Below are 24,542 nucleotides of genomic sequence, written 5' to 3'. Positions count from 1 at the left end.
CGATGGCGGTCGATAGTTTCCTGCAAAGCTTTGAGATTCACCAGTAAGTCTTCGGGGCTAAAGGATACCTTACCAAACATAACATGAACAATGCCAGTACGGTCAGCCCTAAATTCTAGTTTACCAGCTTTGAATTCTTGAATTGCCTGAGCTATGTCATTAGTAACTGTACCACCTTTAGGAGAAGGCATCAAGCCCCGTGGTCCGAGGAGACGACCTAATCTGGCTACTTTGGGCATCATGTCCGGCGTAGCAATTAGCCGGTCAAAATCCATCATCCCGTTTTGAATTTCTGCAATTAACTCCTCAGAACCGGCAATGTCTGCCCCTGAATTAGTAGCTTCCGAGACTTTTTCACCCCGAGCAATCACTGCTACTCGTATCGTCTGACCTGTTCCCTTCGGTAAAGCTACTGTAGTGCGCAGTTGCTGGTCAGTATACTTTGGGTCAATTCCTAAGCGAATATGGGCTTCAGCCGATTCCGAAAATTTGGCGGTGGCTGTTTCTTTGAGGAGTTTGAGAGCTTCTATGGGTTCATAAGGTCGCTCTTCAACCTTCTTTTTTAGTTCTTGTAATCGACGCGATGGTTTCTTGGGCATTTAGATCTCCTGGGGTACTTAGCGAAGTAAAACTCCTCCCCCTCTATGGTTTACTTTAAGACATTGGAGTTGAAAGTTGAAAGTTGAAAGTTGAAAGTTAAAAGTTGAAAGTTGAAAGTTGAAAGTTGAAAGTGTAAATTCATCCTTCATCCTTCACTCTTTCTATGCATCCTTCTAATCGGTTATGGCTACACCCATGTTTCTAGCTGTGCCTTCCACAATTCTCATTGCCGCTTCTATATCATTAGCATTGAGGTCAGGCATTTTAGTTTGGGCGATTTCTTGCAGCTGGGAGCGAGTAAGGCTGCCAGCTTTAGTGCGGTTGGGTTGTGCTGACCCTTTCTCAATGCCAGCAGCTTTTTTGATCAATACAGATGCTGGTGGAGTTTTGAGGATAAAGGTAAAGCTTCGATCCTCAAACACTGAAATTTCTACTGGTATCACCATACCAGCTTGATCAGCAGTTTTGGCATTGTACTCTTTACAGAATGCCATAATATTGACCCCGTGCTGACCGAGTGCTGGTCCGACGGGGGGAGCTGGGTTAGCTTTCCCAGCTGGGAGCGCTAACTTAATCAATGCAACAACTTTTTTAGCCATGATCTAGGGTCTAGCTTGTTTTTTCAATCTGATTGAACTCCAATTCTACTGGTGTATCCCGCCCAAAGATCGAGAGTAACGCTTTGAGTTTGCTCCTTTCGGGGCTAACTTCAATCACTTCCCCTTCAAATCCTTTAAACGGACCAGATAGCACAATGATTTTGTCCCCTACTGCCAGATCTACTTTGACAATCGGCTCTTGCTCTTCGGCTTGCTTGAAGATCCGCTCCACTTCGCCAGGGCTGAGGGGTACGGGTTTAACATGTCCCCGTCCACGCCCGTAGCTGCGTTTTTGTTCTGCCCCAACAAAATTAATCACATTTGGTGTGTTTTTGACAACTTGCCAAGCTTCATCATCCATCACCATCTGGACTAACACATAGCCGGGGAAAACTTTTTCTTCGCTGTGTTGCCGAGAACCATCCTTACGGATTTTAACCGTAGGTGTTTGGGGAATCTGCACTTTCAAAATCCGGTCCCCTACATCCATGGTTTGGATACGCTGTTCCAAGTTCGTTTTAACCCGTTTTTCACAGCCAGAAGCAACCTGGACTGCGTACCAACGTGAACCTGCAGGTTTTGATACCTGTTGATCGAAATCTTGGGATTCGTCTGCAGCAAAACTCATCAAAATACCTGTCCTGATGCCCAGGAAAATAAACCATCTACCAAGTAAATTATGGTGGCAGACAGAATGACCATCAACAATACCGCTGCTGATTCGCTAATTAACTGTTGCCGAGAAGGCCAAACGACTTTAGCGAGTTCTTCTTTGGTTTCGTTGAAGAACTTACCTAGGTTAAACCCAGATTCAGTTTCTTTAGTCTCTGGTTCAGCTTTTGTTTTCTTCGCCACAACTTCTCCTTTCCCCCATCAACGCATTGACACTCCTCGTGAATCACGCAGCGAGGATTCTTGCTTCTCCGGGAGTCCAACGACTTTACCCTCCACAAGCATACACCGTCTGCCCGGCGGCGTTTGGAACGGTGCGACCCGTGGCGAATTAAATTTGCCAAACGGAAAGCCCACCGAAAGATATTTATTGAATTCTCGTGCTACGGCTTCCAAATTTATACAAGATTTAGGATTTTTGCTACCAGGGTTCCGGATCAGAAGCTGTCCGCTAGACCTACTACGCTTTTTATATATGCGCTTTACCGCTAGGTCTAATTATAACTCAAAGCCCTCCGTTGAAGGATGGGGCTTTAAACCCAAAATTTGTCTACCATGGTCGGTGCTTAGTGCTATGTGCGTATGTTGCTGAGTTAATCCAGCCAGGGATTAGAAGACACAAGTGGGATTTACAGGTGTCAATTTCCTGCTCCTTGCGTCAGCAATAGTCTAGCTGGTAGGATCCCTGCCACAATAATCCACTAGTCCTGATGGTTGAGTCAAACTCTGCTACTCAGCCCCCTCAACTGACGGACTACCACTGGATTTGCTCAGGTAAACCCTGGCATAGCACAGGTGCGACCCCTGGAGAATTTAATTCGCCAAGTAAGAGCGCACCTAACTTTTGTATTCTACCAATTTTGAGCGCGCCCTGGAGGACTCGAACCCCCGACATCAGGTTTTGGAGACCTGCGTTCTACCAACTGAACTAAGGACGCAGATGGAGTAGAGAGGTAGAGGTTAACCGATACTTTTTAGCTACCAAAATCTACCAAAAGCAAATTCTGTATCGCCAATGCAAGATGCTTTCACATCCAGGGGGTATCTCCCAAAGCTCTGACGGAATATCCCGCGAGCGCCATAAAAATGTCAACAAAGTTGGTTCCACCGTATGGATATAGCGCAACTATTAAACCCTTGGTTTTCGGCTTTAATTTAAGTTACATAATAATCCCTGTCGGTGTTACCCTAATTTAAGTCTAACAAATAATAAAAGTTTTTGGTAGACTCGGCAACATTTTTTCTAACTGTTTACTAACCTCTCGCTTTATTTAGTTTACCGATACTTTTTAGCTACCAAAGTCTACCAAGATAGACCAAGGTTCGCCAATGCAAGATGCAATAGCATCCAGGGGGTATCTCCCAAAGCTCTCGGGAATATCCCGCGAGCGCCATAAAAATGTCAACAAAGTTGGTTCCACCGTATGGATATAGCGCAACTATTAAATCCTTGGTTTTCGGCTTTAATTTAAGTTACATAATAATCCCTGTCGGTGTTACCCTAATTTAAGTCTAACAAATAATAAAAGTTTTTGGTAGACTCGGCAACATTTTCTCTAACTGTTTACTAACCCTAATTTTGCCATTTACACCAAACTGATGCTAGGCCAGAAAAAGGTTATAAACTACGGTCAAAGCGTTGTTTGATGCGAGTAGCCTTACCAACGCGATCGCGTAAATAGTATAGCTTGGCTCGACGTACCTTGCCTCGACGGATTACTTTTATATTAGCAATTTTTGGAGAATGGAGTAGAAAAACCCGTTCCACACCAACCCCTTGGAAAATCCGGCGTACTGTAATCGTTTCATTAATGCCACCATTGCGCATGGCAATCACAGTGCCTTCATAGGGTTGAATCCGTTCCTTATTACCTTCTTTAATCCGTACCCCTACACGCACGGTGTCACCGACGTAGATGGTAGGGACGTTGTCCTTAAGTTGTTCCGCTTCTATGGAACGAATGATTTCTTGAGCATTCATGGTTTTTGCCTAAAAGCACCAGTTTTTGATTATATCCCAAAGAAAGACTTGAAGTCTAGAATTTTTTGGGAAAAGGTAGGACTTCAGCACCACTACCTGTGTCTGTGTCTGTCTATTTGGTGTAAATAGCTGATCTCGTAGGTGTATCTACTCTCTGTTGCTTGCTTTTTTTGCCTTGAGTACTCAAACGTACACCTATAATACCAAGGGCTAGTAAACCTAATGTAGCAGTAGGTTCATCAACTCTAGCCTCAGAGGAAAATCTAGCCTCAGATGACACTGGATACAGGAACTGGCGACCAGCGTAGTCATCGTTAACCAATGGGCTAAGGTTGGTGACTGGGTTCCCTGGAGCTATACCTAGTCCCCGGGATTCCATCAGAATATCTACGCCTGGGGTGTCAACACCAGGATCCTGATCTGGAACTGTAAACAATGAAAATGGTGAAGCAGCTGGATTGAGGGGATCGATTAGTTGGGCAATCGGGTTGCTCAATGTGGCTAGAGCTGTGGCGCTAGTACTGCCATCATAGTTGTCGTCGATAAATCTATTAGCACTGATGTCTCCTTCGATGTCCCCTAATCCAATGGCATGACCGATCTCGTGGGTCAACAATCGCCTGAAAAAGTCGAGGGTATATACTGTTCCGGCATTATTGTTGAAGGTCATATCTGCCCCGATAATGGCGCTTGAGCCTGCGTAATTTTCCGTTCCAGAAGTGAGAGTTACAGTATCGTTGATGTAATAGAAAAACGATTCACCTTGGGGTGAGGTATTTCCAGGATTCCAGAAAGTTGCATCTGTCGATGCCAACAGGTCAATCTCGGCACCATCTGGGTGAACGCCTCCTGTACCGGTTCCTATTACTGATGTCTCTAAATCTGCTACAAATGACAAATCGGTACCTAACCCAGAAACTGGGTCAACTACAGTCCAGGCGTTGAACGCAGCCTCAATGGCATTTTGAAACTCGTTGACACTAGGAACAATATCCCAGGTGAATAAATCTCGGTAAGCTTGATAGGAACCGCCCTGTAGTGAGTATCGCAATCCGCCGTCCAAGGAACGATCTTGTCCTTGGATAGTCCTTGGAGCTGCATCCCATCGGGAGCCACCTCCGAGTGTGTTACCAGACCGGTTAAAAATTACAAAAGCGTCAGAGCGTCCTGGGTTAGCAACTTCAATGGCGGCGAAGCTCAAAACAGACCCTAGGATGGCTAGTGATAGGTTTTGTGTCAGTTTGAGTAAATCCATAGGTTGTTTGTTTTTGGAGTTTGTTTTCATAAGATTTTTGATTTTCATACATTAAAATCTATTGGCAGATTAGTTTGCTCAATATCAAATGACCTGTTTTTTTGAAATCCGCTTTAATTCAATTAAATATCAAATTTAATTGAATAACATCAATAAAAATACGGAAATTTTATAAATCTAGTAAATTTTATGATTGCGAAATATAGCAGAAGTCAGAAGTCAGAAGTCAGAAGTCAGAAGTCAAACTCTTGCGCTTCTTGATGCAGTCGCTCATGGGGGAAACCCCCAAGACCGCGCTGCATCGCTTACAAAGGGTGTGAGACTTTTGTCATGTCCTAACTGCCCTGGCGACTGCTATACCGCCTGTGATTATGGGGCAGATAAACTTCCCCATATGCAGCAATTAAACTAATCGTATTTACTGAAATCTTTCAGTTTCATTTAAATAAGAGTAGCTCTTTAGCTATTATCAAAATAACCAAACTTTTTTTGGGCGACTCTACAAGCTAAAAACTAGTATTTTATTGTTTTTTCTACCCTCTTAAGTAATTCAATTCTCAGTAATTCTATTTAAGCGATCGCAAATCCCTCTTAGTTCGGTTTGATTACACACTGGATCTCGTGGTGCTGGCAATTCTGTGTTGGGCCATGTGGGTAGATCAAAACAGGGACAACAGGTTGGTGGTATCCCAGCCGTTTTAATGGCTAAAGGCATATCACAACGGGCACAAGGCAGTATATCCCACTTGGGTGTTAATAAATCCGCAATTGCTGCCTCAGTTCCTTCCAGGTAACAATCACCAGTCTCTGGTGAAATAGCTAGCTGCCAAATAGTTTCAAATTCTTGGCTGTAGTGCTTGCCATTTGTGAATGATTGCGGCTGCATAGCTGAAAAACCATTGCGCATCACAACTTTTTTGCCTAACTGGAACCAGTAGGTGAGATAGCGTTTGACTTGTGATTCAGATGCCATGGTTTTGTTAGTAGTTAGTTTTAATCCGTTAATGAACGACTGAGCTAGGAGGCTTCTTCTCCACTGCCGGTATCTTTCCCCTCTTGCGATGGATTTAATTAGGTTTGAGGTGATTCGCCAACAGTACCATTATAGGGTAATGGTTGACCCAGGGTACTGAGATTAAGCACATGACCACCGGTGACTAAGTAGACTGGATTAGCCAAGTGCCCCAAATAACGCACCACATTTCCCAAGCGATCGCGAAATGCCCTACCCATAGGATAAGCTGGAACCACTCCCCAGCCAGCCTCTTCTGCAACAAAAATTACAGAACCTTTAACCTTGGTCAAACTATTCCATAAGTTTTGTAAGGTTTGCTGCCAAACAGTATCATCCTGTTCTAGGCAATTGGCAACCCAGGTTCCTAGAGAATCTACTAACAGGCAGTGATTGATGTCAGAATAGTTGGTAATTGTTGTTGCCAAGTCCAGTGGTACCAAAAGGGTTGTCCACGAACTGGGGCGTCGCTGCTGATGTTTTTCAATCCGAGCCAGCCACTCTGGATCATCCGGGTTGGTTGTGGCAGTAGCGACGTATATTACCGATTTGCCAGTCTGCGTGGCCAGGGTTTCTGCCCACTCGCTTTTGCCAGACCTGGATGGTCCGGTGACTAAAATTAAATTACTGCTCAATTTTGTACTGGTAAATTTAGTAGTATTCAAGGCTATTGGGAGTTATCTTCGCTTTAGTCAAAATTAATAGACCCTATCGTCGAGAATAATGGGCATCTTAGCCCTTGACATCAACTATATTTACTCACAAAATCAGTCTTCATGAAATCCAAATTGCGACGGATCGAGACAACACTAAATCAGTTAGCAAAAGCTAGTGCCACTGATTCATCACAACCATCCCCAGCTGTGGCTGATCAAACTAATCACCAACAAGCAGGTGTAGTAAGTCGTAGAAATAAAAAGGAACCTTCTTTCTCTATGGCAGTACAACCGTTCCCCACTCGCCAGGATGAACAGAAGATACCGACTCTGCCTAGATTGAAATACCCTAAACTGGGAAACCATCGCCATGGTGCTAACCCAGCTTTGGCAATGAATCTGTTGCAAGACATTGAGGGAATTGTTCTGGGTTGGCAGCAGGAACTGCACAAAATCCTCCTTCAAATTCAAGACCTATACCTAGAAGGCCCAATTGTTGATGGTTGGTTAGAGTCTCAAGGGAGTCAACCCCAAGATGCCATAGGAACCGTAAGACTAGCCAATGGTGACCGGATGATGGACTATGTGGATGAAGGAGTTGAGCAATCGAATACTAATGTTACGTATCAATCTCCTCGTACTGGTTACCGTCTTTGTGGCTTGGATGAGCAGGGTCAATCTTGGTCAAGGTCTTGTCCAGCGGATCAGGTTCCCAGTGTGAGCATGGCCATCGCTCGTTATCAAAAACTGCGACAACTGTTAATTCGGAAAAAATACCTCGAAGATCGCCTCAGTCAACTAGCAGAAACATTAACTGTGATGCACTCTCAGCTGAATAAGCCTTAATTAAAGGTTTGCGATTGACCTTTGCTCACGCTTCGCAATGAAGCGAACGCGCCCCGCGTGGCCTACGGCCTCAGCTTCCGCGCTTTTGCGATCGCACTCACTATGGGCCGATCACTATGAGCCGATGCTTTGGCAGCTAAAAACTACCTGGAATCTCTCTAACAAAGCCCAAATGGGGTTCGATGCGACCTGTAGTCATGCTCACCCAAGCTAGTCCTTCGGAAGTTCCGATCCACAACTTGTTACCAGTATTAGGAGCTAATGCCAGAATACGACTAGAAGGTAGCTTGCCTAGTTTAGCCAACACTTCTCCACTGTCTCGTTTAATTTTAAATAAGCCATTATCTGTACCAACCCAAACATTACCATCTAGATCAAACTGGACAGCAGTGACATTACGTCCTCTTAGGGGAGTTACAGACCTGAACACTTCGTAAGTGTCTGGGTTAATCACCAGTAAACTATTAGGAGTGCCAGCCCATAGCATTCCCTCCGGTCCTCTGGTCAAGGTTTGCACCGTGTTTCCTGGTAAATCCTTGATGCGAGCGATCACAAAAGCACTAGCAGTATCCACTCGCACTAGCCCTTCTAGAGTGCCCACCCACAGCTGACCCTCTTGATCTAGAGTCAGAGCATTGGCACTGACACCGGGTAATTTTTGTAACGTTGTCATCAACAATCCCTGGTCAGGGCTAATCAGAGCCAGACCGCGATCGCTTCCCACCCAAAGATAGCCACGAGTGTCAATCAACAGGGACAACACATTATTAGACGGTAAGGTAAAGTTTTGGGCATTAATTTCATTATTACGGGGGTCTATACGCAATAGTCCTTCATAGGTTCCTACCCAAATCCGCCCTACCCGATCCTGAGCTATCGCACCAACAGTGTAATTGGGGAGACTTAGGCGAGTGCGGATTTTTCCAGTATTAGGGTCAATTCTAGTTAATCCTAGCCAAGAGCCCACCCAAAGCTCACCAGTAAAATCTGGTTGCAAGGCAGACACCCGAAAATCCGCTGGCAGGGGCTGGGTTTCTTGCCTGAGGCGTTGATCAGGCAAAGGTCTAGTTGGGGGCGGAGGGTTTCTAAGGGACGTGGGGGGGGATACCTCTTTGTTTACTGAGTCAGTGGATAACTGTGTTTGAGCGATCGCTGTTGAGAAATGGTTGTTTGGCTCACTGTCTGGGATTGACACAGGTAAGATTTGCCCCAGCAGTGTAGCACTGACTACCAGAGCGATACGGTTAGTTAACCGATTAGTTAACCGGTTAGTTAAGCAGTTAGTTAACCATGCCATTATTTCCAGCATCTTCTTGATTAAGCCTTTAGTTGATCACGACTGGGTGCATCTCATATTTGAAAATGTTGCGTAGGATACGTAGGGTGCGTTAGGGGGGATTGCCATCATATTCAACTTCGTAGCCAGTAGCCCCGTAACGCACCACCGAAGGGCTCGCCGTCATTTTCAGCCTCGTAGCCAGCCTTGGGAAAGTCTGCCCCGTAACGCACCACGGGGTCAAACACCAAAAATGAGATGCATCCATCAGGACTTACCCTTGCATCCGTTGCTCAATCCTAATTTTAGGGGCGATTGTCGGGGCGCAATGGTTGCAGCCTCACGATCTATCGCGCAACTGTTCAAGTTTTATTTATCTGGTTTTGTTTTCTAAGCCCGCTGCCCAACCTTGTCAAGGAACCTATTATAGTCAATTTTATCGTTTTTGTTACAAAAATGTGATAAATATTTACATTTAGTGACGTTATAAGAGGAGCTGATACATTCCTAAAGAATATTTGAGGTTCAAGTGATCCCATTACCTGCTATATTTCAAAATGATTAAGAAATCCTGAATTGCCTTAGCGACTTGACTGACTAGCAACCGTTTACCAATCAGCGGAGCGGTTGGGTTAGTAAGTAAAGCTACAGGTAATCCCCAACATTAGCCACAAACAGGTGATTGTGGAATCGGTGTTGTGCCCTTCTTCAGGCTTAGACAACAAGCCTAGATGGGTTGTGTGTTCTCTTAGCTAGGAGCAACACACAACACTAAGAAAAGAAAATCTCTTCTAGCGATAGCAACATTCAGTAGTTCCTAAGGAAGCAACGCATGTCTTACTCATCAACCAGGACTCAGACAAAAGCTGGCTACGATGCCGGTGTAAAAGACTATAAATTAACCTATTATACGCCAGATTATACTCCAAAAGATACGGATATTTTGGCAGCGTTTCGCGTAACACCGCAGCCTGGTGTACCTCCGGAAGAAGCCGGTGCAGCGGTTGCAGCTGAGTCTTCTACGGGTACCTGGACAACAGTTTGGACTGACTTGCTGACTGACCTAGACCGTTACAAAGGTCGTTGCTACGACATCGAACCAGTACGTGGGGAAGACAACCAGTTCATCTGCTTTATTGCCTACCCACTGGATCTGTTTGAAGAAGGCTCAGTCACCAACATGCTGACCTCCATCGTGGGTAACGTATTTGGTTTCAAAGCTCTGCGAGCACTGCGTTTAGAAGACTTGCGGATTCCCATTGCTTACCTCAAAACCTTCCAGGGACCACCCCACGGGATTGTTGTAGAGCGGGACAAGTTGAATAAGTATGGTCGTCCTTTGCTCGGTTGTACCATTAAGCCCAAGCTAGGTCTATCCGCTAAGAACTACGGTCGTGCAGTATATGAGTGCTTGCGCGGTGGTCTGGACTTCACCAAAGACGACGAAAACATTAACTCCCAGCCCTTCATGCGCTGGCGCGATCGCTTCTTGTTCGTAGCAGACGCAATCCACAAATCCCAAGCTGAAACTGGCGAAATCAAAGGTCACTACCTCAACGTCACTGCTCCCACCTGCGAGGAGATGATGAAGCGGGCTGAGTTTGCTAAATCACTCAACATGCCCATCATCATGCACGACTACCTCACTGGTGGCTTTACCGCCAACACCACTCTGGCTCGTTGGTGCCGTGATAATGGGGTTCTGCTGCACATCCACCGCGCTATGCACGCTGTGATTGACCGTCAGAAACACCACGGTATGCACTTCCGTGTCTTGGCTAAGTGCTTGCGCATGTCCGGTGGTGACCACCTCCACTCCGGTACTGTAGTCGGTAAGCTTGAAGGTGAAAAAGGTATCACCATGGGCTTCGTTGACCTGATGCGGGAAGACCACATTGAGCAAGACCGCGAACGGGGTATTTACTTCACTCAAGACTGGGCTTCCATGCCTGGTGTAATGCCAGTGGCTTCTGGTGGTATTCACGTTTGGCACATGCCTGCGCTAGTCGAAATCTTTGGTGATGATTCCTGCCTACAATTCGGTGGTGGTACTCTAGGTCACCCATGGGGTAATGCTCCTGGTGCTACTGCAAACCGGGTAGCTCTAGAAGCTTGTATTCAAGCTCGTAACGAAGGTCGTAACCTGATGCGTGAAGGTGGTGACGTGATCCGGGAAGCTGCTAAGTGGAGTCCTGAGTTGGCAGTTGCTTGCGAACTGTGGAAGGAAATCAAGTTCGAGTTCGAGGCAATGGATACAGTCTGATGCAGTTTGAGCTGTGAAGTTTGAAGTATGAAACGCCATACTTTAGACTTCATACTTTTTCCAAACGACTGGGTTCAACCATGGATTTAAAACGAGTTGCGAAAGATACAGCCAAGGTGCTCGCTAGCTATATGACCTATCAAGCACTGCGGACAGTGGTAAACCAGTTAAGAGAAACCGACCCTCCTCGAGCGCTTTGGCTACAGTCTTTTTCCTCACAACAAAGTATCCAAGATGGAGACGCTTATCTTGAGGAATTACTGCAGGCTAAACCTGAATTAGCCTTACGGATTATGACTGTGCGGCAACATATCGCAGACGAAGTGGCCGAGTTCTTACCTGAAATGGTTTGCACTACTATCCAGCAGTCGAATATAGAACATCGGCGTCGGCATCTTGAGCGCATCACGCAATTCACTCTTCCAGATAACCCAACTAATTCTGAGCAGAAAACTGATTCGGACACCTAATTGGTTCAACCGAAGATGTGACCTGGTATCCCCCAAATTTCATACCTATACTTCAACAGAGAATCAAACAGAGCATCAAAATCTATGAAAACATTACCAAAAGAGCGTCGTTACGAAACCCTTTCCTACTTACCTCCCCTGAGTGACGCTCAGATTATGCGGCAAGTGGAGTACATCTTAGCAGAAGGTTACATTCCCGCGATCGAGTTCAACGAAAGCTCTGAACCAGAGATTTACTACTGGACATTATGGAAACTGCCTTTGTTCAAGGCTACCTCACCTAAAGATGTGCTAGCTGAAGTGGATGAGTGTCGCTCTGAATACCGCGACTGCTATATCCGGGTTGTGGGTTTTGATAACGTTAAGCAGTGCCAAGTTCTTAGCTTCATCATTCACAAGCCCAATGAAGGTGTTAGCCGCAGCCGTTGGTAACCGCAGCTTTTACTACTAAAGGCTAAGGCATTCATGCTTGCCTGAAATGCTATTATTAGCCCCCCAAGCGAGGGATTGCTCGCTTGGGGGGCTGTTTCATTCTTGACCCTAAAATTCATGGTTGAGGGAGCCAAAGCCCCTTCTGGTCGGGGTTAGGGGTGAGTCCCATACTCCCAACTCCCGACCCAAATTTAAAAAACCTACTCCTGTGGGGTTCCCGTCAGTCGCGCTTTGCATCAAGATAACCAACTTTATCCAACAGTCAGGACTTAGCAGTTAGAAGTCATAATAGAATATAGCCCTTGGCCAAGGGCTATAGATAGAACCTGGGTTAATTAATAAATTAACAATGACTAACAACGGCTCCAACAGATTAGATCGAATTGAAGCAACAATAGAACAGATGCTAGCTGTTCAACGTGAACTACAAGAAACACAATTAAGGTTTCAAGAGAACCAACAACAACAAGAAAGGATATTAGAACAGATCCTAGCTAGTCAACGTGAACTACAAGTTGGTCAACGTGAACTACAAGTTGGTCAACGTGAACTACAAGTTGGTCAACGTGAACTACAAGAAATACAATTAAGGTCTCAAGAAAAGCAACAACGACAAGAAAGGATATTAGAACGATTAATTGGATATAGCATCACCCAAGAATCTGACAAATTAGATTTAGAGGAAAGAATGAATGCCTTAGAGCAAAGAGTTAAAGGTTTAGAAAATCGGTGAATGACTTACACTAACTTGGCTCTAGTGGTATCTTTTTCTAGGCCAAGTCTCGTTAGCGATCTGGCATAGAACCTCTCATCACACCTCCAGGAAGAGAAATTATTGGCACTTGACCGGTAGGAACACTCTCAGGAGTAACTCCAGCAGAAGTAACGCTAGAGGAATCATCAGGATTGATGATAATACCAAGCATCCGAAATACTGTTTGGTTTTCGTCTGGTGAGTCTGAAATTGCTCTGACAAAGTTGTTTCTGACATCCAAGGATTGGTTCGCAGTAAATTCTGTAGTTCCAACGTTGAAAGTAAACACAGAATCGGGCAACCCACCAATATGAGCCCCACCCATGGACGACGAAACGACAGGGTCCATAACATTAAAAGTAAAGTTTCCTAGAGCATCAAGCTGACCCGGAAAACTGATCATCATAGGTGCAGCACTAGGAGAGCGAAAACCTGGTGAAAGGATGGGAATAGTTACACCACCAGCAGGGTTATTAACATTAACATTAAGAATGGCATCAGCATTGATACCTGGTCTTAAGGCAGTGCCAATTTGGGTATCTGTGCTTCCTCGATCAAGCAGAGGGTCACTGACTCCATTGAGAGCATTTTGTAAGAAAGATTTTATTTTTCGGATATCCCGACGACAGTCTATGTCTATTATTCCTGCTGGGGCTTGTGATTGTTCTGTTTCAGAAGGGTTGGTTGAGTCAGCTTGAGCAACCCTATTGTTGGTACAAGTTCGGTTATTGCTGGGTACTTCGTCTGCTTTGACAATATTGCCCAAAGTACTATTGAAACTGTAAAAGCATATTCCGACTAAAAAAGCTTGTCGAATAAATTGCCAAGAATATTTGTGCAGTTTTAACATAAGCTATCCTGTTTTAGAAACGAAAAGTGGCACGGAGTACACCGATATAAATATCGTTGTTTTCTTCTATATGTCCAGGATCAGTAACCATAAAAAATCCTGGAGTAATATAGATATTGTTGCTAAATTTGTGGCGATAGAAAATTTCATAGTGAATTGAAGTGGCGTTATCTTCTCCTAAAAGTAAACCATTGCCGTTCTCTAATTTTAGAGGTTGACCAATGATTAAGCCTAGTAAACTTCCTTCTTGACCAAAAGGATCTGAAAAGGCTAAGGAAAGCAAGTAAGTGCTGGCATTAGCAAAATCATCTGATGCCAAAGCATTAGTGAAGGTATATCCTCCCCAACCCGCAAAGGTAAGGTTATCAGTAAAACGCCACTGTAAGCTACCGCCCACAGCATGGGTCTGAGTTTCTTGAAGCAGTAGACTAGAAGTATCAGCGTTAAAGCTACCTGCGAAAGTATTTAACTGACCATCATTGGCGTAGGCATTAATATAGTGTAGTCCAGCCGCCATGTTATTGGCTGGGGTAAACAATAATTGCACTCCTAAAGCACTATGATCTGGACTAATAAAACCCTCACTAGGGCTACTGCTATTCCGGGTTCCGTAAGCAACTTGTAAACGGAGTGGATCTGCTACAAACCAGTCTAAACCAACCCCCGCATCGAGAGCGCCAATTTTGAAAAGTGGACTGGCTTCGCCGAAACGAGAGATAGAACCTATACCCACATCCAAGAAGGGACTGTTAGCAGTAAGGACACTACCTAAACTAAAACCGACTGGTTTTATAGTAAAGACAACTCGGTCACTAATGGCAAATCGGTATTCTAAGCTATCTAAAACCACATCATTATCGAGATCGTCTTGGTAAGACAGTAAGGCGGCAAAAGTATTGAGTACATTGGGGTTGGCAAAACCACCATCATCGAAATTACCGGAAGCTAAAACAATACGCAGACGATCTCTGCCTGTGAATGAAGCAACAGTTCCAATGCGGACAAGATAATTAAGAACAATGTTAGCATCTCCTGTGCCTGGTGGATTGCCTCCTTCAGCAGCAGCTAGGCCAAAAATAACTTCTCCTCCAAATTTGACAGTGGTGGAAAACTGATGCTCCTCTAGGAAAGCAACTCGACTGTCTAGGTTATCTACCCGTGTTTTTAGTTGGGCTAATTCTGGGTTAAATTGATTAGCTAATTGTTGTAATGTGGCTAAATCTTCTTCAGAAATACGATTAGCACTTTCAACCGCAACCAGTCTCTCAATCTGTTCCATACAGGCGTTCAAACCTGCGGCAAATTCATAGCGAGTTAAGGCTCGGTTGCCTTGAAAAGTCCTATCTTGGTATCCGGCAATACAACCATAGCGTTCTATTAAACTTCGTAGTGCTTCAAATGCCCAGTCCCCCGGTTGCACATCTTGGAGTTGGACAATATTGGTTACCTGAGTCATGGCTGTGCCATCAATTTCAGGTGATGGTTCCAGGGATGTTGATTGTTCTGGTAGTTCTGGAACTGTTGATGTGGGTTCGCTGAGTTGATCAACCCTGGGACTGACTGGATTGGTCGTTGTTGGTGTATTAACACTCTCGATTTTGTCTAATAAGACTATACCGAGTTCTGCATCAAAATCCTTAAGCAGTCGTTCTAGTCTGGCTCGGTGATGTTGAATAACTGCGTCTTCTGATACGGCGCTATAAGTTTGGGCGATATGCTGTTGACAAGCACTTAAGATAGCAGCAAATTCAGAACGGGTTAAGGCTTCATTGTTTACAAAGGCGCTCTTGTCTGTGGTACAGCCAGAAAACTCAACTAGTTCTCTCAAGGCTTCGTAAGACCAGCTTCCAGGTTGTAAATTGTCGGTTAGTGCCCAGGTTTTGGGGGCAGTTAATAGCAATCCGGTTACTCCTGATAGGAAAAGGAGTAAGAGTTTTTGAGTTTTCATGGTCACTCCTGCACACTGAAAAAAAGTTTAGAGATGGGTTGAGGGTGGCTCTTTTAGTAGTTTTTATTAAAATAAACAGAAAACCAAATCGTCTTTATCCTTGAATTTATTACTTTAAGAAAATTGGGACGGGTTAGACTAGCTAAACTATCAAGAATTTGTTGCCAAAAAGGAAAATCAACTGACGAAGGAGTTAAGGTCTTAATTAAGTCCTGTAAGACATGGGCTCGGGAGGATTCATCCCCAATCGCTCTGGCGCAATCTAAGGCTTTTGGTAACACTTGAGGTAAGTGGGGGGCTAAGCTGATTAAGGCTAATGCTTGCTGGGATTCATCCCCAAGGGCTCTGGCGCAGTCTAATGCTTCTGGTAACACTTGAGGTAAGTGGGGGGCTAAGCCGAGTAAGGCTTTTGCTCGGGAGGATTCATGCCCAATGGCTCTGGCGCAATCTAAGGCTTCTGGTAACACTTGTGGGAAGTGGGGGGCTAAGGCGATTAAGGCATCGGCTCGGGAGAATTCAGACCGAAGGGCTCTGGCACAATCTAAGGCTTCTGGTAACACTTGTGGGAAGTGGGGGGCTAAGTCCTTTAAGACATGGACTCGGGAGAATTCATCCCCAATCGCTCTGGCAGCATCTAAGGCTTCTGGTAACACTTGTGGGAAGTAGGGGGCTAAGTCCTTTAAGGCATCGGCTCGGGAGAATTCAGACCGAAGGGCTCTGGCGGCCTCTAAGGCTTCTGGTAACACTTGAGGTAAGAGGAGGGCTAAGCCGAGTAAGACTTTTGCTCGGTGGAATTCATCCTCAAGAGCTCTGGCGACATCTAAGGCTTTTGGTAATAACCCTTGGGGTAAGTGGGGGGCTAAGCGGAGTAAGGCATTAGCTCGGTGGGATTCATCCCCAATCGCTATGGCGCAATCTAAGGCTTCTGGTAACACTTGGGGTAAGTGGGGGGCTAAGCCGATTAAGGCATTAGCTCGGTGGGATTCATCCCCAATCGCTATGGCGCAATCTAAGGCTTCTGGTAACACTTGTGGGAAGTAGGAGGCTAAGCCGATTAAGGCATTAGCTCGGTGGGATTCATCCTCAATCGCTATGGCGCAATCTAAGGCTTCTGGTAACACTTGTGGGAAGTGGGGGGCTAAGCCGATTAAGGCATTAGCTCGGTGGGATTCATCCCAAATCCCTCTGGCGCAATCTAAGGCTTCTGGTAACACTTGAGGTAAGTGGGGGGCTAAGCCGACTAAGGCATCGGCTCGGTGGGATTCATCCCCAATCGCTATGGCGCAATCTAAGGCTTGGGGTAACAACGTTTCGGGTAAGTGGGTGGCTAAGCCGATTAAGGCTCTGGCTCGGTCTTTTTCATCCCCAATCGCTATGGCGCGATCTAAGGCTTTTGGTAACAAGGTTTCGGGTAAGTGGGGGGCTAAGCTGATTAAGACATAGGATCGGTCGTATTCATTCTGAATGGCTATGGCGCAATCTAAGGCTTGGTGTAACACTTGGGGTAAGAGGGGGACTAAGGCGATTAAGGCATTAGCTCTTTCGTATTCATACCGAATGGCTCTGGCGCAATCTAAGGCTTCTGGTAACACTTCGGGAAAGTGGGGGGCTAAGGCCACTAAGGCTATGACTCGGTGGTATTCATGGGAAATCCCTCTGGCGCAATCTAAAGCTTCCGGTAACAGATCGGGTAAGTGGGGGGCTAAGCCGACTAATAAAGCTCGGGAGGATTCATGCCGAATGGCTCTGGCGTAATCTAAGGCTTGGTGTAACAAAACTTCCGTTAAGTAGGGTGCTAAGCCGATTAAGGCATCGACTCGGTGGTCTTCATCCCCAATCGCTATGGCGCAATCTAAGGCTTCTGGTAACACTTCGGGAAAGTGGGGGGCTAAGCCGATTAAGGCTCTGGCTCGGTCTTTTTCATACCCAATCCCTCTGACGCAATCTAAGGCTTGGGGTAACAACGTTTCGGGTAAGTAGGGGGCTAAGCCGATTAAGGCATCGGCTCGTTTGTATTTATACCGAATGGCTATGGCGCAATCTAAGGCTTGGGGTAACAACACATCGGGTAAGTGGGGGGCTAAGGCGACTAAGGCATAGGCTCGGTATTCTTCATCCGAAATCCCTCTGGCGCAATCTAAGGCTTCTGGTAACACTTCCGGTAATTGGGGGGCTAAGGCCATTAAGGCATCGGCTCGGAAGTATTCATACTTAATCCCTCTGGCGCAATCTAAGGCTTCTGGTAATAAAGAAGCCGGAAGATACTTACTAATTGCCTTCAAACCCTCTACTTGACTACTAGAATTTTTGCTCTGTCGCACATAAGCTAGTCCCTGGGCTGGCGTCCAGATTTTTTTCTCCAGTAATGCTGCCATTAACCCTGGAGGAATCTTTCCAGCCAAGCTGTTGAGGGATGTGGTAATCAGAGCATACCGACACTGTAGACTAATCGATTCTGTAGGATTTTCTGTAAAATTATCTGCTGCTATTGCCCAAGCTCTCGATACATCCTTGATAAAATTAGCAGTGTTTCCCTGTCTATCACACTGCCAATACCAACCGTTATCTCCTGCTGGAGTTTCTTCTTTCAGGAGTTGATGAATTTGATCTATCTTTTCAGCTTTCTCTAGGTGCCAGGTTAAGTGGCTATANCACCCAGCTATTGGTCGAGCCCGACGGATGCAGGTGGCTAGCCCAGAACATCAGCATCAGGTGATGATTGAGGCGGTGGAAAACCATATGCCAGAGGTGATCGTTATCGATGAAATTGGCACAGAACTAGAAGCTCAGGCCGCTCGTACCATTGCGGAACGGGGGGTGATGCTGGTGGGAACTGCTCACGGCAATCGGATTGAAAACTTGATTAAAAATCCCACCCTTTCCGATTTAGTAGGCGGTATCCAGGCTGTCACCCTAGGCGATGACGAAGCCAGACGGCGAGGCTCTCAGAAAACCGTTTTGGAGCGCAAAGCCCCCCCAACCTTTGAAATCGCTGTAGAAATGCTAGAGCGTAAGCGTTGGGTAGTACATGAAAGTGTTGCGGACACGGTTGATAATTTGCTCAGGGGACGTCAACCAAATCCCCCAGTCAGGACAGAAGATGAAAATGGGAAGGTCACCATTACCCGAGAAGTACCTAGCGCTCCAGTTGCCACTCCCCTAAATGGTCGGAGCAGGGGTCACCTTACCCTAACGACTCCTAGCCAACCAAAAGGTTGGCGTTCATCTGGACAGATGAAGCCCCTATCCCTTCAAGAACCAGAGCCAGCTCGAGAAAATAGCATGTTTGAACAGCTGCTGGCTGAATCTTGGTCACAGCAAGAGCTCTTGGGTCAAGGGATGCAGATGTTAGGACCAAATGGTGAGGATTTGCCACTACAGGTCTATCCTTACGGCATTAGTCGTCATCAAATCGAGCAAGTGATCCAAATCCTAAATTTGCCTGTGGTCTTGACAAAAAACATGGATACTGCTGATGTGGTTTTAGGATTGCGATCGCATGTCAAAAGCCACTCCAAGCTCAAGTCCATTGCTAAATCTCGTCAGATCCCGATTCACGCCATCAAAGCTAGCTCCATACCCCAGATTACTCGGGCATTAAGGCGTCTGTTGCACATGGATGACCCCACAATTCCCGATGCTGCTGATTTGGAGTTATTTGCCCAAAACGGTAGCGAGGATGAAATCGAGGCTCTAGAAGAAGCCCGTTTAGCAGTTGAGCAAATTGTGATTCCCAAAGGCCAACCCGTAGAATTGTTGCCGCGATCGCCTAAAGTGCGGAAGATGCAACACGAGTTAGTTGAACACTATCGCCTCAAGTCTTCTAGCTTTGGCGATGAACCCAATCGACGTTTACGGATTTATCCGGCCTGAATCTAAGTTAAAGAGGAAGAGGGGGGACAAAGACAAGATAGCTCATGCCATTAATATCTCTTTGTCTTCCTTCCGGCCGGTAACCATCAACCCATCACCCCATCACCCTTTAAGCCAAAGGAAAAATAACAAAAAAAATACTTGACATATTCCCAGTCAAATCTGTTATCATCTTAGAAGTGGAATCAATGGGGTGTAGCCAAGCGGTAAGGCAGCGGGTTTTGGTCCCGCCATTCCTAGGTTCGAATCCTAGCACCCCAGTTATATTAGTCAGTGGCAAACTAGCCTGATAGTGCAGCAAAAAAAGAAGCTTCTAAAGTCAAAAGAAGCTTCTTTTAGGTTTTTAAGGGGCGTTAAAACTAGCGGCGGCGTCTGAAGGAACGACTACCACCACGACTACTACCAAAGCCAGAACGCGTCCGCTTCGTGCTGCCAAAACCACTGCTTCTGGGTTTGGCTTTCTTAGTACTCGATGGACTAGAGGTGCGTAACTGACTTGAGCCGAAACCCTTTCCTGTGGAGCGATTAGCGTTGGGTGAGGCTTTACGAGTAGTTGCTTGATTAGCTGCAGGAGATTTTCTTAAGCTACCAGTCGTGCGGAAAGAGCGAGTATTTTTAACCACAGGTGGCGGTGCTTTGTACCTTGTTTCATATCGCTTCACTGCTTGACTATAGCTGTTACCATACCCACCATAACCAGTTAAAACTCCTCCCGGTTGATAAACTGGTGGAACATAGTATTGAGGTCGAAATAGCATACTACCGATAGCTTGACCAGCCAAAGCACCAGCAAACGGAGCCCAGAAACTGGATTGCTGACGCACGATTACTGTTTCTTGTTGACCACTTTGAGGATTAGGTCTAGTCTCAGTGACATTGTGGACATATTCAATCCGGAAGTCTTCAGTCAGGTACATCACCGGCTGATTGTCATCAATACTCAGATACGTATTTTCCCCAGCAGCAACCTGCTCATCAGTCAGACGTGCCATCTGCAAATCCCTGCTCCGAAACACTGGTGGACTACCCGCAGGAGTATTGAGCACCATTAGGGTATATACCCCATTAACATCATCGTAGGTTGCCTGTTGTACGGGATATTTCCCATCACTCAACCGAGTCGGAGTAAAGGAAGTATTGCCACCCCGATTCAGCGACACTTGGCTTGAGTTAGGAGAACCACACCCTACTGTAGTCCAACATAGGGTTAGAGATAGAACAAAAATCGCAATTGTACGTAACATATAGTTAAAAAAGTTTTCTTAAATCACTATTGTTCTGTTAAATCATTATTGTCTAATCGCGCTTTGCTATGGGCTAGCGTTCTTTGCAAGACGAAAACTTGGGGATGATGTTTCGTTCGTCTTGGCCATCACCCCATCACCCCATCACCTGATTTACTGATAGTGACAACTATAACACTATCTATATTTATTTAATTTACTTATGATTACAGGGGAACCAGTTCCGGGAAATTGAGTAAAATTTGCTCATCAGTCAGTTCATCACCCAACTGTGCTGGAGAGAAGTGAACCTGAATAGCTTGCAAACTTTCCTGATAGTGGAGATTAATCAATGCCTTTAGACCTGCTTCGAGGTACTCAACACTAGCTAGGTTAGTTTCTAGTTCAGGAACTTCCCCTTCGTAAGCTACTGTGATCATAACAATTACGTTTTGGGTCACAGGTAGGGATAAAGGTTCGTTTTCACCTAAGGGTGTAGTGAAATCTGGTTCAGACAGATAGCGCCCAGCTGAGTCAGTAAACAGTTCATTAACGTAGTCCCCAGCTTCTCCTTCTTTCCAGAAGACATCCCCTTCATTCGCTGCGGATTGCCAGTAGATCTGCAGCTGTAGGAGGTTTTGACAAATTGCTACCAGTTCTTCCCCTAATACCTTCAAATCCCCATCTGATTCAACGGCTTCCCGTGCCGCACGATTGAGTACCCCCAACAAGGGTGTTACTTCTGAACCAGCTAAGTGTACAAACAAACGAAAAACTACAAATCTAGTTTTGCCACCAAATTTATTTAAGCGATCGCGCCAAGAGCTCATCCTTCTGTCGGCTGACTTACGCCGTTAATTAATCTCAATTACCCTATCTATCCTACTCTAGCGCATTGCTCACTACCCATACTGGATCTCCGCAAACTGGGGTTGCTCAGGCAGAGGAAGGGGGTTAGGTAGGCAAAACCAAGTCAACTGTGTAATTCCTATAACAAAAGAAAACAGGAGCGATCGCGTCTGCACCAGTCAACCACAACTGACTGAGCCATCACTCCTGATTACACCCCGTTTTTTTTTCTGTAGCGCTTTATACCACTTATCTCAAAAAACTACAACAGGTTTTCTATGTATCTAACTGGGTTGAGTTGAAGGGGATCTCACCACCTAGAAAGATTCTGAGGGTTGAGTGTTAACCCTCAACCATTAACCGTTAACCGTCAACAATAAATCAGTTGCTTAGGGCAGTGCAAGTTAACTGATGAGGGGGTTTGGGGGAGCGATAAGTCCCGCACTGGTCGAATAGAGACAACTGAATCCAAGTTGCGGTGGTTTTAGTGGGTTGATCGAAGCCAATGACCATTGGATACCTTGATTGTGACATCGGTTCCCCTAGCATATTATGAGTTCGTTTTTCTTGCGCTTACCCTGGATGGCATACCAGTAAGGGGGTAGAATTACCAGAGGGATTGCATTTAATATTTTTACCTTCTCACTCACCGGAATTGCAACCAGCAGAAAGATTATGGACTCTGGTTGATGAGCCAATTGCCAATCGCTCATTTGATACTCGCGCAGCAGCTAGAAGTTGTTCTCTTTCAAAATCTGATCAGCAATGCCATTAAATTTCAAGCACCAGGGAAATCCCCCCAAGTCAAGGTTTCAGTAAAGCCCGTAGACTATCCTGGCACTGGTATTGGTCTAGCCACCTGCAAGAAGATTGTGGAAAATCACGGGGGACAGATTGGGGTAGAGTCTGAGCCTGGAGTGGGAAGTACGTTTTACCGAAAAAATTGGGTAATCGCGCCCCGTCCTTATAGGACGGCTTTCTTTTTCAGCTAAAACTTGACAGTTTTCACAGAGCGTGTTATAATAAAAACCCTTACAATAAACTAAAAAGCTAGATAAATACTATCTAATCATAAGTAGACAACGTAAAAAATATGTATGAGATACGTATTGCGTAATTTGGTCTAACGACTACAACGTCTATGAAAAACTTAGATAAAAAAGTATAAAGGTGCGCTTGACCTTGGCGAATTTAATTCGCCACGGGTCGCACCTCTGTCTATTCATATAAAAAAGGTACGGTGGGGCACACCGAAACCTAGATCTATGATCTAAACGCTTGGGGAGATTTGTCCTCTACTTTTTCTGACTCCGGTTTGAAAGAGCCACGACGAGTCGTAGAGCCAAGAATCCCCGCTCATAAGCGGGCGGGGAGTGTCAATTTACGCTTCCTGCACAACACTGAACACTAAGCACTGAACACTAAGCTTTGCAATAATATTATTCTTCCAACGCGAGTAACAACGGGATTAACATAGCAAGAACACAACTTGGTATAAGCAACCCCCCGAAATTATCGGTATTTAATCGAATATGATACTATAGGAAAAACTTTTTCCTGATCGGTGTAATAGCTTGTAGGAAACGGTATCGCCTTGAAATTTTAAAGCTCTCTAATCCCCTTTATATAAAAGAAATTAGAGAGCTGATTATGGCGTCATGGCTAATCCTTAATTGGACGACCATTACCCATTACCAAAAGCGAATAAAAATTTTTAGTGGCAGACATCCGGGAGAATTTGTTTCAGTTTTATACCATAGTATTCATACATGGTATTCATAGCTTGGGAGTTCGCAAACCGGAGCAGTTAAACCTCAAAAACCTTAGATAAAAACTAATGGAATCAGGTATTACAATTTTCAGTTTTGGATTGTTTATAGTAATTTTTTTGTGGATTGGGGCTCTAGCTGCTAAATCTTCCGATAATACAGAATCCGACTACTTACTTGGCTCACGCTCTTTTGGGAAAGTCTTTGTGGGTCTGAGTGCTGGAGCAACGGGAAACAGTGGATGGATTATGAGTCGGTATTGTGTTGGCTGGTGTCTTTTCTGTCATTGCCTCTACAGCGGATTCCCAACTTCTGGTTTGTTCCAGTGCGATCGCTAGAGATATTTCTCCGGGGTTGGATCGGAGGATGTCCCGGAAATATGGCGTGAAATACGAGCAATTCATGACCTTAGTGGTGGGACTACTCGCTGTAATTGCGGCGATTTCTATTTCCTCCACAGTGTTTTCATTGGTTCTTTTTGCTAGTGGAGCTGTGGCCAGTTCCCTCGGTCCAGCAATGCTGATGATATTATTGAAAAGGCGAACTCATTATTTAGCATTGAACTCTGTCAGGAGCCTGGGAGTAGCAAACCCCACGGATAAATCCGGGGGCTTGTGAATCATTACCTGACCAGCCCAAGTCCCATCAGGGACTACGTTATCAGCAAGAGTTAAAGTTCCTACCTTGAAATGCGACGCTAGTTTCAAGCTCTAGAACCGGATTGTTAAACATCTTTATCAGGTTAAGGAAGTGCAACGCGCGAAAGTACCGACTGATAACATTGGCGCAGCGAACTTTACCCTAGCAATAGGAGAATACTCACATTATGCGAGTTTTTGTACTTGATAAAAACAAAAAACCATTAGACCCATGCCAGCCTGCTAGAGCTAGAATCTTGCTCAAACAAGGAAGGGCTAAGGTCTTTAGGAGATACCCGTTCACAATCATCATATGCGATTTGGAGGAATTGGAATGTGTGACACATAATCATCAGATCAAACTTGACCCTGGTTCTCAAACAACAGGTTTAGCAATTGTTCAAGAAAAGGTGGTTGTTTGGGGTGCGGAACTAACCCACAGAGGTCTTCAAATTCGAGATGGTTTAACCTCACGTAGAAAGTTGAGAAGTTCTCGTAGAAACCGCAAAACTCGTTATCGACAGCCACGGTTTCTTAACCGTAAACGTCCTGATGGGTGGTTAGCTCCCAGTCTAA

24 protein-coding genes, 2 tRNA genes and 2 pseudogenes are annotated in these 24,542 nt (G+C 45.3%); 12 read left to right on the top strand and 16 right to left on the bottom strand.

Features of this window, described 5'->3' with window-relative positions; genetic code table 11:
* The 10 genes from rplA to cobU form a co-directional block, all read right to left on the bottom strand.
* On the bottom strand, nucleotides 1-599 hold a 599-nt coding region (gene rplA / locus F6K37_RS02850), incomplete at its 3' end, for a 50S ribosomal protein L1 (RefSeq protein WP_287248028.1).
* Nucleotides 600-773: 174 nt separating this feature from the next.
* Nucleotides 774-1,199: a 50S ribosomal protein L11 gene (rplK, locus tag F6K37_RS02845; RefSeq protein WP_287248027.1), complete on the bottom strand. Its 426-nt coding sequence runs from the start codon at nucleotides 1,197-1,199 to the stop codon at nucleotides 774-776.
* Between the two features lie 10 nt (nucleotides 1,200-1,209).
* A complete protein-coding gene (nusG, locus tag F6K37_RS02840; protein WP_008188893.1) occupies nucleotides 1,210-1,827 on the bottom strand; it encodes a transcription termination/antitermination protein NusG in 618 nt (205 codons plus the stop codon).
* Nucleotides 1,827-2,054, bottom strand: a complete 228-nt coding sequence (gene secE, locus F6K37_RS02835; protein ID WP_008188891.1) for a preprotein translocase subunit SecE — start codon at nucleotides 2,052-2,054, stop codon at nucleotides 1,827-1,829. The genes nusG and secE overlap by 1 nt, the downstream gene beginning before the upstream one ends.
* Nucleotides 2,055-2,736: 682 nt before the next feature.
* A tRNA-Trp gene (locus tag F6K37_RS02830) sits at nucleotides 2,737-2,809 on the bottom strand.
* A 351-nt stretch (nucleotides 2,810-3,160) separates the two neighbouring features.
* Complete coding sequence (locus tag F6K37_RS02825; RefSeq protein ID WP_158026589.1) at nucleotides 3,161-3,310, bottom strand: hypothetical protein; 150 nt, start codon at nucleotides 3,308-3,310, stop codon at nucleotides 3,161-3,163.
* Nucleotides 3,311-3,489: 179 nt separating this feature from the next.
* A complete protein-coding gene (gene rplS, locus F6K37_RS02820) occupies nucleotides 3,490-3,852 on the bottom strand; it encodes a 50S ribosomal protein L19 (RefSeq protein ID WP_287248026.1) in 363 nt (120 codons plus the stop codon).
* A gap of 112 nt (nucleotides 3,853-3,964) precedes the next feature.
* Nucleotides 3,965-5,137: a zinc metalloprotease gene (locus tag F6K37_RS02815; protein WP_131827128.1), complete on the bottom strand. Its 1,173-nt coding sequence runs from the start codon at nucleotides 5,135-5,137 to the stop codon at nucleotides 3,965-3,967.
* A gap of 520 nt (nucleotides 5,138-5,657) precedes the next feature.
* Nucleotides 5,658-6,080 carry a hypothetical protein gene (locus F6K37_RS02810; protein WP_287248025.1) on the bottom strand — a complete coding sequence of 141 codons (423 nt, stop codon included), beginning with the start codon at nucleotides 6,078-6,080 and terminating at the stop codon, nucleotides 5,658-5,660.
* A 98-nt stretch (nucleotides 6,081-6,178) separates the two neighbouring features.
* Entirely contained in the window at nucleotides 6,179-6,784 is a 606-nt protein-coding gene (gene cobU / locus F6K37_RS02805; RefSeq protein WP_008187939.1) for a bifunctional adenosylcobinamide kinase/adenosylcobinamide-phosphate guanylyltransferase, read from the bottom strand.
* 111 nt (nucleotides 6,785-6,895) lie between these two features.
* Here cobU and F6K37_RS02800 point away from each other — a divergent pair, with 111 nt between their 5' ends.
* The gene (locus F6K37_RS02800) at nucleotides 6,896-7,621 is read left to right on the top strand and encodes a hypothetical protein (protein ID WP_008187938.1); all 726 of its coding nucleotides are present in this window, start codon (nucleotides 6,896-6,898) and stop codon (nucleotides 7,619-7,621) included.
* 136 nt (nucleotides 7,622-7,757) lie between these two features.
* On the opposite strand, the gene F6K37_RS02795 is transcribed toward F6K37_RS02800, so the two are convergent.
* On the bottom strand, nucleotides 7,758-8,918 hold the full coding sequence (locus F6K37_RS02795) for a ligand-binding sensor domain-containing protein (protein ID WP_287248024.1): 1,161 nt from the start codon (nucleotides 8,916-8,918) through the stop codon (nucleotides 7,758-7,760).
* Nucleotides 8,919-9,729: 811 nt separating this feature from the next.
* Here F6K37_RS02795 and F6K37_RS02790 point away from each other — a divergent pair.
* The 4 genes from F6K37_RS02790 (at nucleotide 9,730) to F6K37_RS02775 (ending at nucleotide 12,795) form a co-directional block, all read left to right on the top strand.
* Nucleotides 9,730-11,160 (top strand): form I ribulose bisphosphate carboxylase large subunit, encoded by a 1,431-nt coding sequence (locus F6K37_RS02790; RefSeq protein ID WP_008187936.1) that lies wholly within the window; start codon nucleotides 9,730-9,732, stop codon nucleotides 11,158-11,160.
* An 80-nt stretch (nucleotides 11,161-11,240) separates the two neighbouring features.
* On the top strand, nucleotides 11,241-11,630 hold the full coding sequence (rcbX, locus tag F6K37_RS02785; protein ID WP_287248023.1) for a RuBisCO chaperone RbcX: 390 nt from the start codon (nucleotides 11,241-11,243) through the stop codon (nucleotides 11,628-11,630).
* A gap of 84 nt (nucleotides 11,631-11,714) precedes the next feature.
* Nucleotides 11,715-12,062 (top strand): ribulose bisphosphate carboxylase small subunit, encoded by a 348-nt coding sequence (locus tag F6K37_RS02780; RefSeq protein WP_008187934.1) that lies wholly within the window; start codon nucleotides 11,715-11,717, stop codon nucleotides 12,060-12,062.
* A gap of 349 nt (nucleotides 12,063-12,411) precedes the next feature.
* Nucleotides 12,412-12,795, top strand: a complete 384-nt coding sequence (locus F6K37_RS02775) for a hypothetical protein (protein ID WP_008187933.1) — start codon at nucleotides 12,412-12,414, stop codon at nucleotides 12,793-12,795.
* A 52-nt stretch (nucleotides 12,796-12,847) separates the two neighbouring features.
* Here F6K37_RS02775 and F6K37_RS02770 read toward each other — a convergent pair whose 3' ends face one another.
* Genes F6K37_RS02770 through F6K37_RS02760 form a run of 3 tightly spaced genes read right to left on the bottom strand, consistent with a single transcriptional unit; the run spans nucleotide 12,848 to nucleotide 18,016 of the window.
* Nucleotides 12,848-13,666: a hypothetical protein gene (locus F6K37_RS02770; protein WP_008187932.1), complete on the bottom strand. Its 819-nt coding sequence runs from the start codon at nucleotides 13,664-13,666 to the stop codon at nucleotides 12,848-12,850.
* Between the two features lie 13 nt (nucleotides 13,667-13,679).
* A complete protein-coding gene (locus tag F6K37_RS02765; RefSeq protein ID WP_008187931.1) occupies nucleotides 13,680-15,614 on the bottom strand; it encodes an iron uptake porin in 1,935 nt (644 codons plus the stop codon).
* Nucleotides 15,615-15,667: 53 nt separating this feature from the next.
* Nucleotides 15,668-18,016: a hypothetical protein gene (locus tag F6K37_RS02760; RefSeq protein ID WP_287248020.1), complete on the bottom strand. Its 2,349-nt coding sequence runs from the start codon at nucleotides 18,014-18,016 to the stop codon at nucleotides 15,668-15,670.
* Between the two features lie 244 nt (nucleotides 18,017-18,260).
* On the opposite strand from F6K37_RS02760, the pseudogene F6K37_RS02755 reads away from it, so the two are divergent.
* Nucleotides 18,261-19,487 (top strand): annotated as a pseudogene (locus tag F6K37_RS02755) (R3H domain-containing nucleic acid-binding protein); the annotation flags it as partial.
* Between the two features lie 189 nt (nucleotides 19,488-19,676).
* Nucleotides 19,677-19,748, top strand: a tRNA-Gln gene (locus tag F6K37_RS02750).
* A gap of 98 nt (nucleotides 19,749-19,846) precedes the next feature.
* On the opposite strand, the gene F6K37_RS02745 is transcribed toward F6K37_RS02750, so the two are convergent.
* Both F6K37_RS02745 and F6K37_RS02740 read right to left on the bottom strand, forming a co-directional pair.
* Nucleotides 19,847-20,731 carry a hypothetical protein gene (locus F6K37_RS02745; protein WP_287248018.1) on the bottom strand — a complete coding sequence of 295 codons (885 nt, stop codon included), beginning with the start codon at nucleotides 20,729-20,731 and terminating at the stop codon, nucleotides 19,847-19,849.
* A 206-nt stretch (nucleotides 20,732-20,937) separates the two neighbouring features.
* Entirely contained in the window at nucleotides 20,938-21,540 is a 603-nt protein-coding gene (locus tag F6K37_RS02740; protein WP_008190740.1) for a DUF1517 domain-containing protein, read from the bottom strand.
* 599 nt (nucleotides 21,541-22,139) lie between these two features.
* Here F6K37_RS02740 and F6K37_RS02735 point away from each other — a divergent pair.
* The 5 genes and pseudogenes from F6K37_RS02735 to iscB form a co-directional block, all read left to right on the top strand.
* Nucleotides 22,140-22,334 (top strand): annotated as a pseudogene (locus F6K37_RS02735) (transposase); the annotation flags it as partial.
* Nucleotides 22,249-22,551 (top strand): ATP-binding protein, encoded by a 303-nt coding sequence (locus tag F6K37_RS02730; protein ID WP_044495539.1) that lies wholly within the window; start codon nucleotides 22,249-22,251, stop codon nucleotides 22,549-22,551. The pseudogene F6K37_RS02735 and the gene F6K37_RS02730, both read left to right, overlap by 86 nt.
* A gap of 845 nt (nucleotides 22,552-23,396) precedes the next feature.
* A complete protein-coding gene (locus tag F6K37_RS02725; protein ID WP_044495541.1) occupies nucleotides 23,397-23,666 on the top strand; it encodes a hypothetical protein in 270 nt (89 codons plus the stop codon).
* Nucleotides 23,590-23,946 carry a sodium:solute symporter family transporter gene (locus F6K37_RS44455; protein ID WP_008190749.1) on the top strand — a complete coding sequence of 119 codons (357 nt, stop codon included), beginning with the start codon at nucleotides 23,590-23,592 and terminating at the stop codon, nucleotides 23,944-23,946. Before F6K37_RS02725 ends, F6K37_RS44455 begins: the two co-directional genes overlap by 77 nt.
* A gap of 208 nt (nucleotides 23,947-24,154) precedes the next feature.
* Nucleotides 24,155-24,542: RNA-guided endonuclease IscB (gene iscB, locus F6K37_RS02720; protein WP_287248012.1), on the top strand; the 388-nt coding region annotated here is incomplete at its 3' end.

Source organism: Moorena sp. SIO4E2 (assembly GCF_010671945.1).
Classification (GTDB): Bacteria; Cyanobacteriota; Cyanobacteriia; order Cyanobacteriales; family Coleofasciculaceae; genus Moorena; species Moorena producens.
The sequence above is the reverse complement of the archived record's forward strand: the minus strand, read 5'-3'. Positions and strand labels throughout refer to the sequence as shown.

Coding starts and splice junctions, on each gene's coding strand:
- rplK (WP_287248027.1), bottom strand. CDS start 1,199: ATGGCTAAAAAAGTTGTTGCATTGATTAAGTTAGCGCTCCCAGCTGGG.
- nusG (WP_008188893.1), bottom strand. CDS start 1,827: ATGAGTTTTGCTGCAGACGAATCCCAAGATTTCGATCAACAGGTATCA.
- rplS (WP_287248026.1), bottom strand. CDS start 3,852: ATGAATGCTCAAGAAATCATTCGTTCCATAGAAGCGGAACAACTTAAG.
- F6K37_RS02815 (WP_131827128.1), bottom strand. CDS start 5,137: ATGAAAACAAACTCCAAAAACAAACAACCTATGGATTTACTCAAACTG.
- F6K37_RS02810 (WP_287248025.1), bottom strand. CDS start 6,080: ATGGCATCTGAATCACAAGTCAAACGCTATCTCACCTACTGGTTCCAG.
- F6K37_RS02800 (WP_008187938.1), top strand. CDS start 6,896: ATGAAATCCAAATTGCGACGGATCGAGACAACACTAAATCAGTTAGCA.
- F6K37_RS02795 (WP_287248024.1), bottom strand. CDS start 8,918: ATGGCATGGTTAACTAACTGCTTAACTAACCGGTTAACTAATCGGTTA.
- F6K37_RS02790 (WP_008187936.1), top strand. CDS start 9,730: ATGTCTTACTCATCAACCAGGACTCAGACAAAAGCTGGCTACGATGCC.
- rcbX (WP_287248023.1), top strand. CDS start 11,241: ATGGATTTAAAACGAGTTGCGAAAGATACAGCCAAGGTGCTCGCTAGC.
- F6K37_RS02780 (WP_008187934.1), top strand. CDS start 11,715: ATGAAAACATTACCAAAAGAGCGTCGTTACGAAACCCTTTCCTACTTA.
- F6K37_RS02775 (WP_008187933.1), top strand. CDS start 12,412: ATGACTAACAACGGCTCCAACAGATTAGATCGAATTGAAGCAACAATA.
- F6K37_RS02770 (WP_008187932.1), bottom strand. CDS start 13,666: ATGTTAAAACTGCACAAATATTCTTGGCAATTTATTCGACAAGCTTTT.
- F6K37_RS02765 (WP_008187931.1), bottom strand. CDS start 15,614: ATGAAAACTCAAAAACTCTTACTCCTTTTCCTATCAGGAGTAACCGGA.
- F6K37_RS02745 (WP_287248018.1), bottom strand. CDS start 20,731: ATGTTACGTACAATTGCGATTTTTGTTCTATCTCTAACCCTATGTTGG.
- F6K37_RS02740 (WP_008190740.1), bottom strand. CDS start 21,540: ATGAGCTCTTGGCGCGATCGCTTAAATAAATTTGGTGGCAAAACTAGA.
- F6K37_RS02730 (WP_044495539.1), top strand. CDS start 22,249: ATGAGCCAATTGCCAATCGCTCATTTGATACTCGCGCAGCAGCTAGAA.
- F6K37_RS02725 (WP_044495541.1), top strand. CDS start 23,397: ATGGAATCAGGTATTACAATTTTCAGTTTTGGATTGTTTATAGTAATT.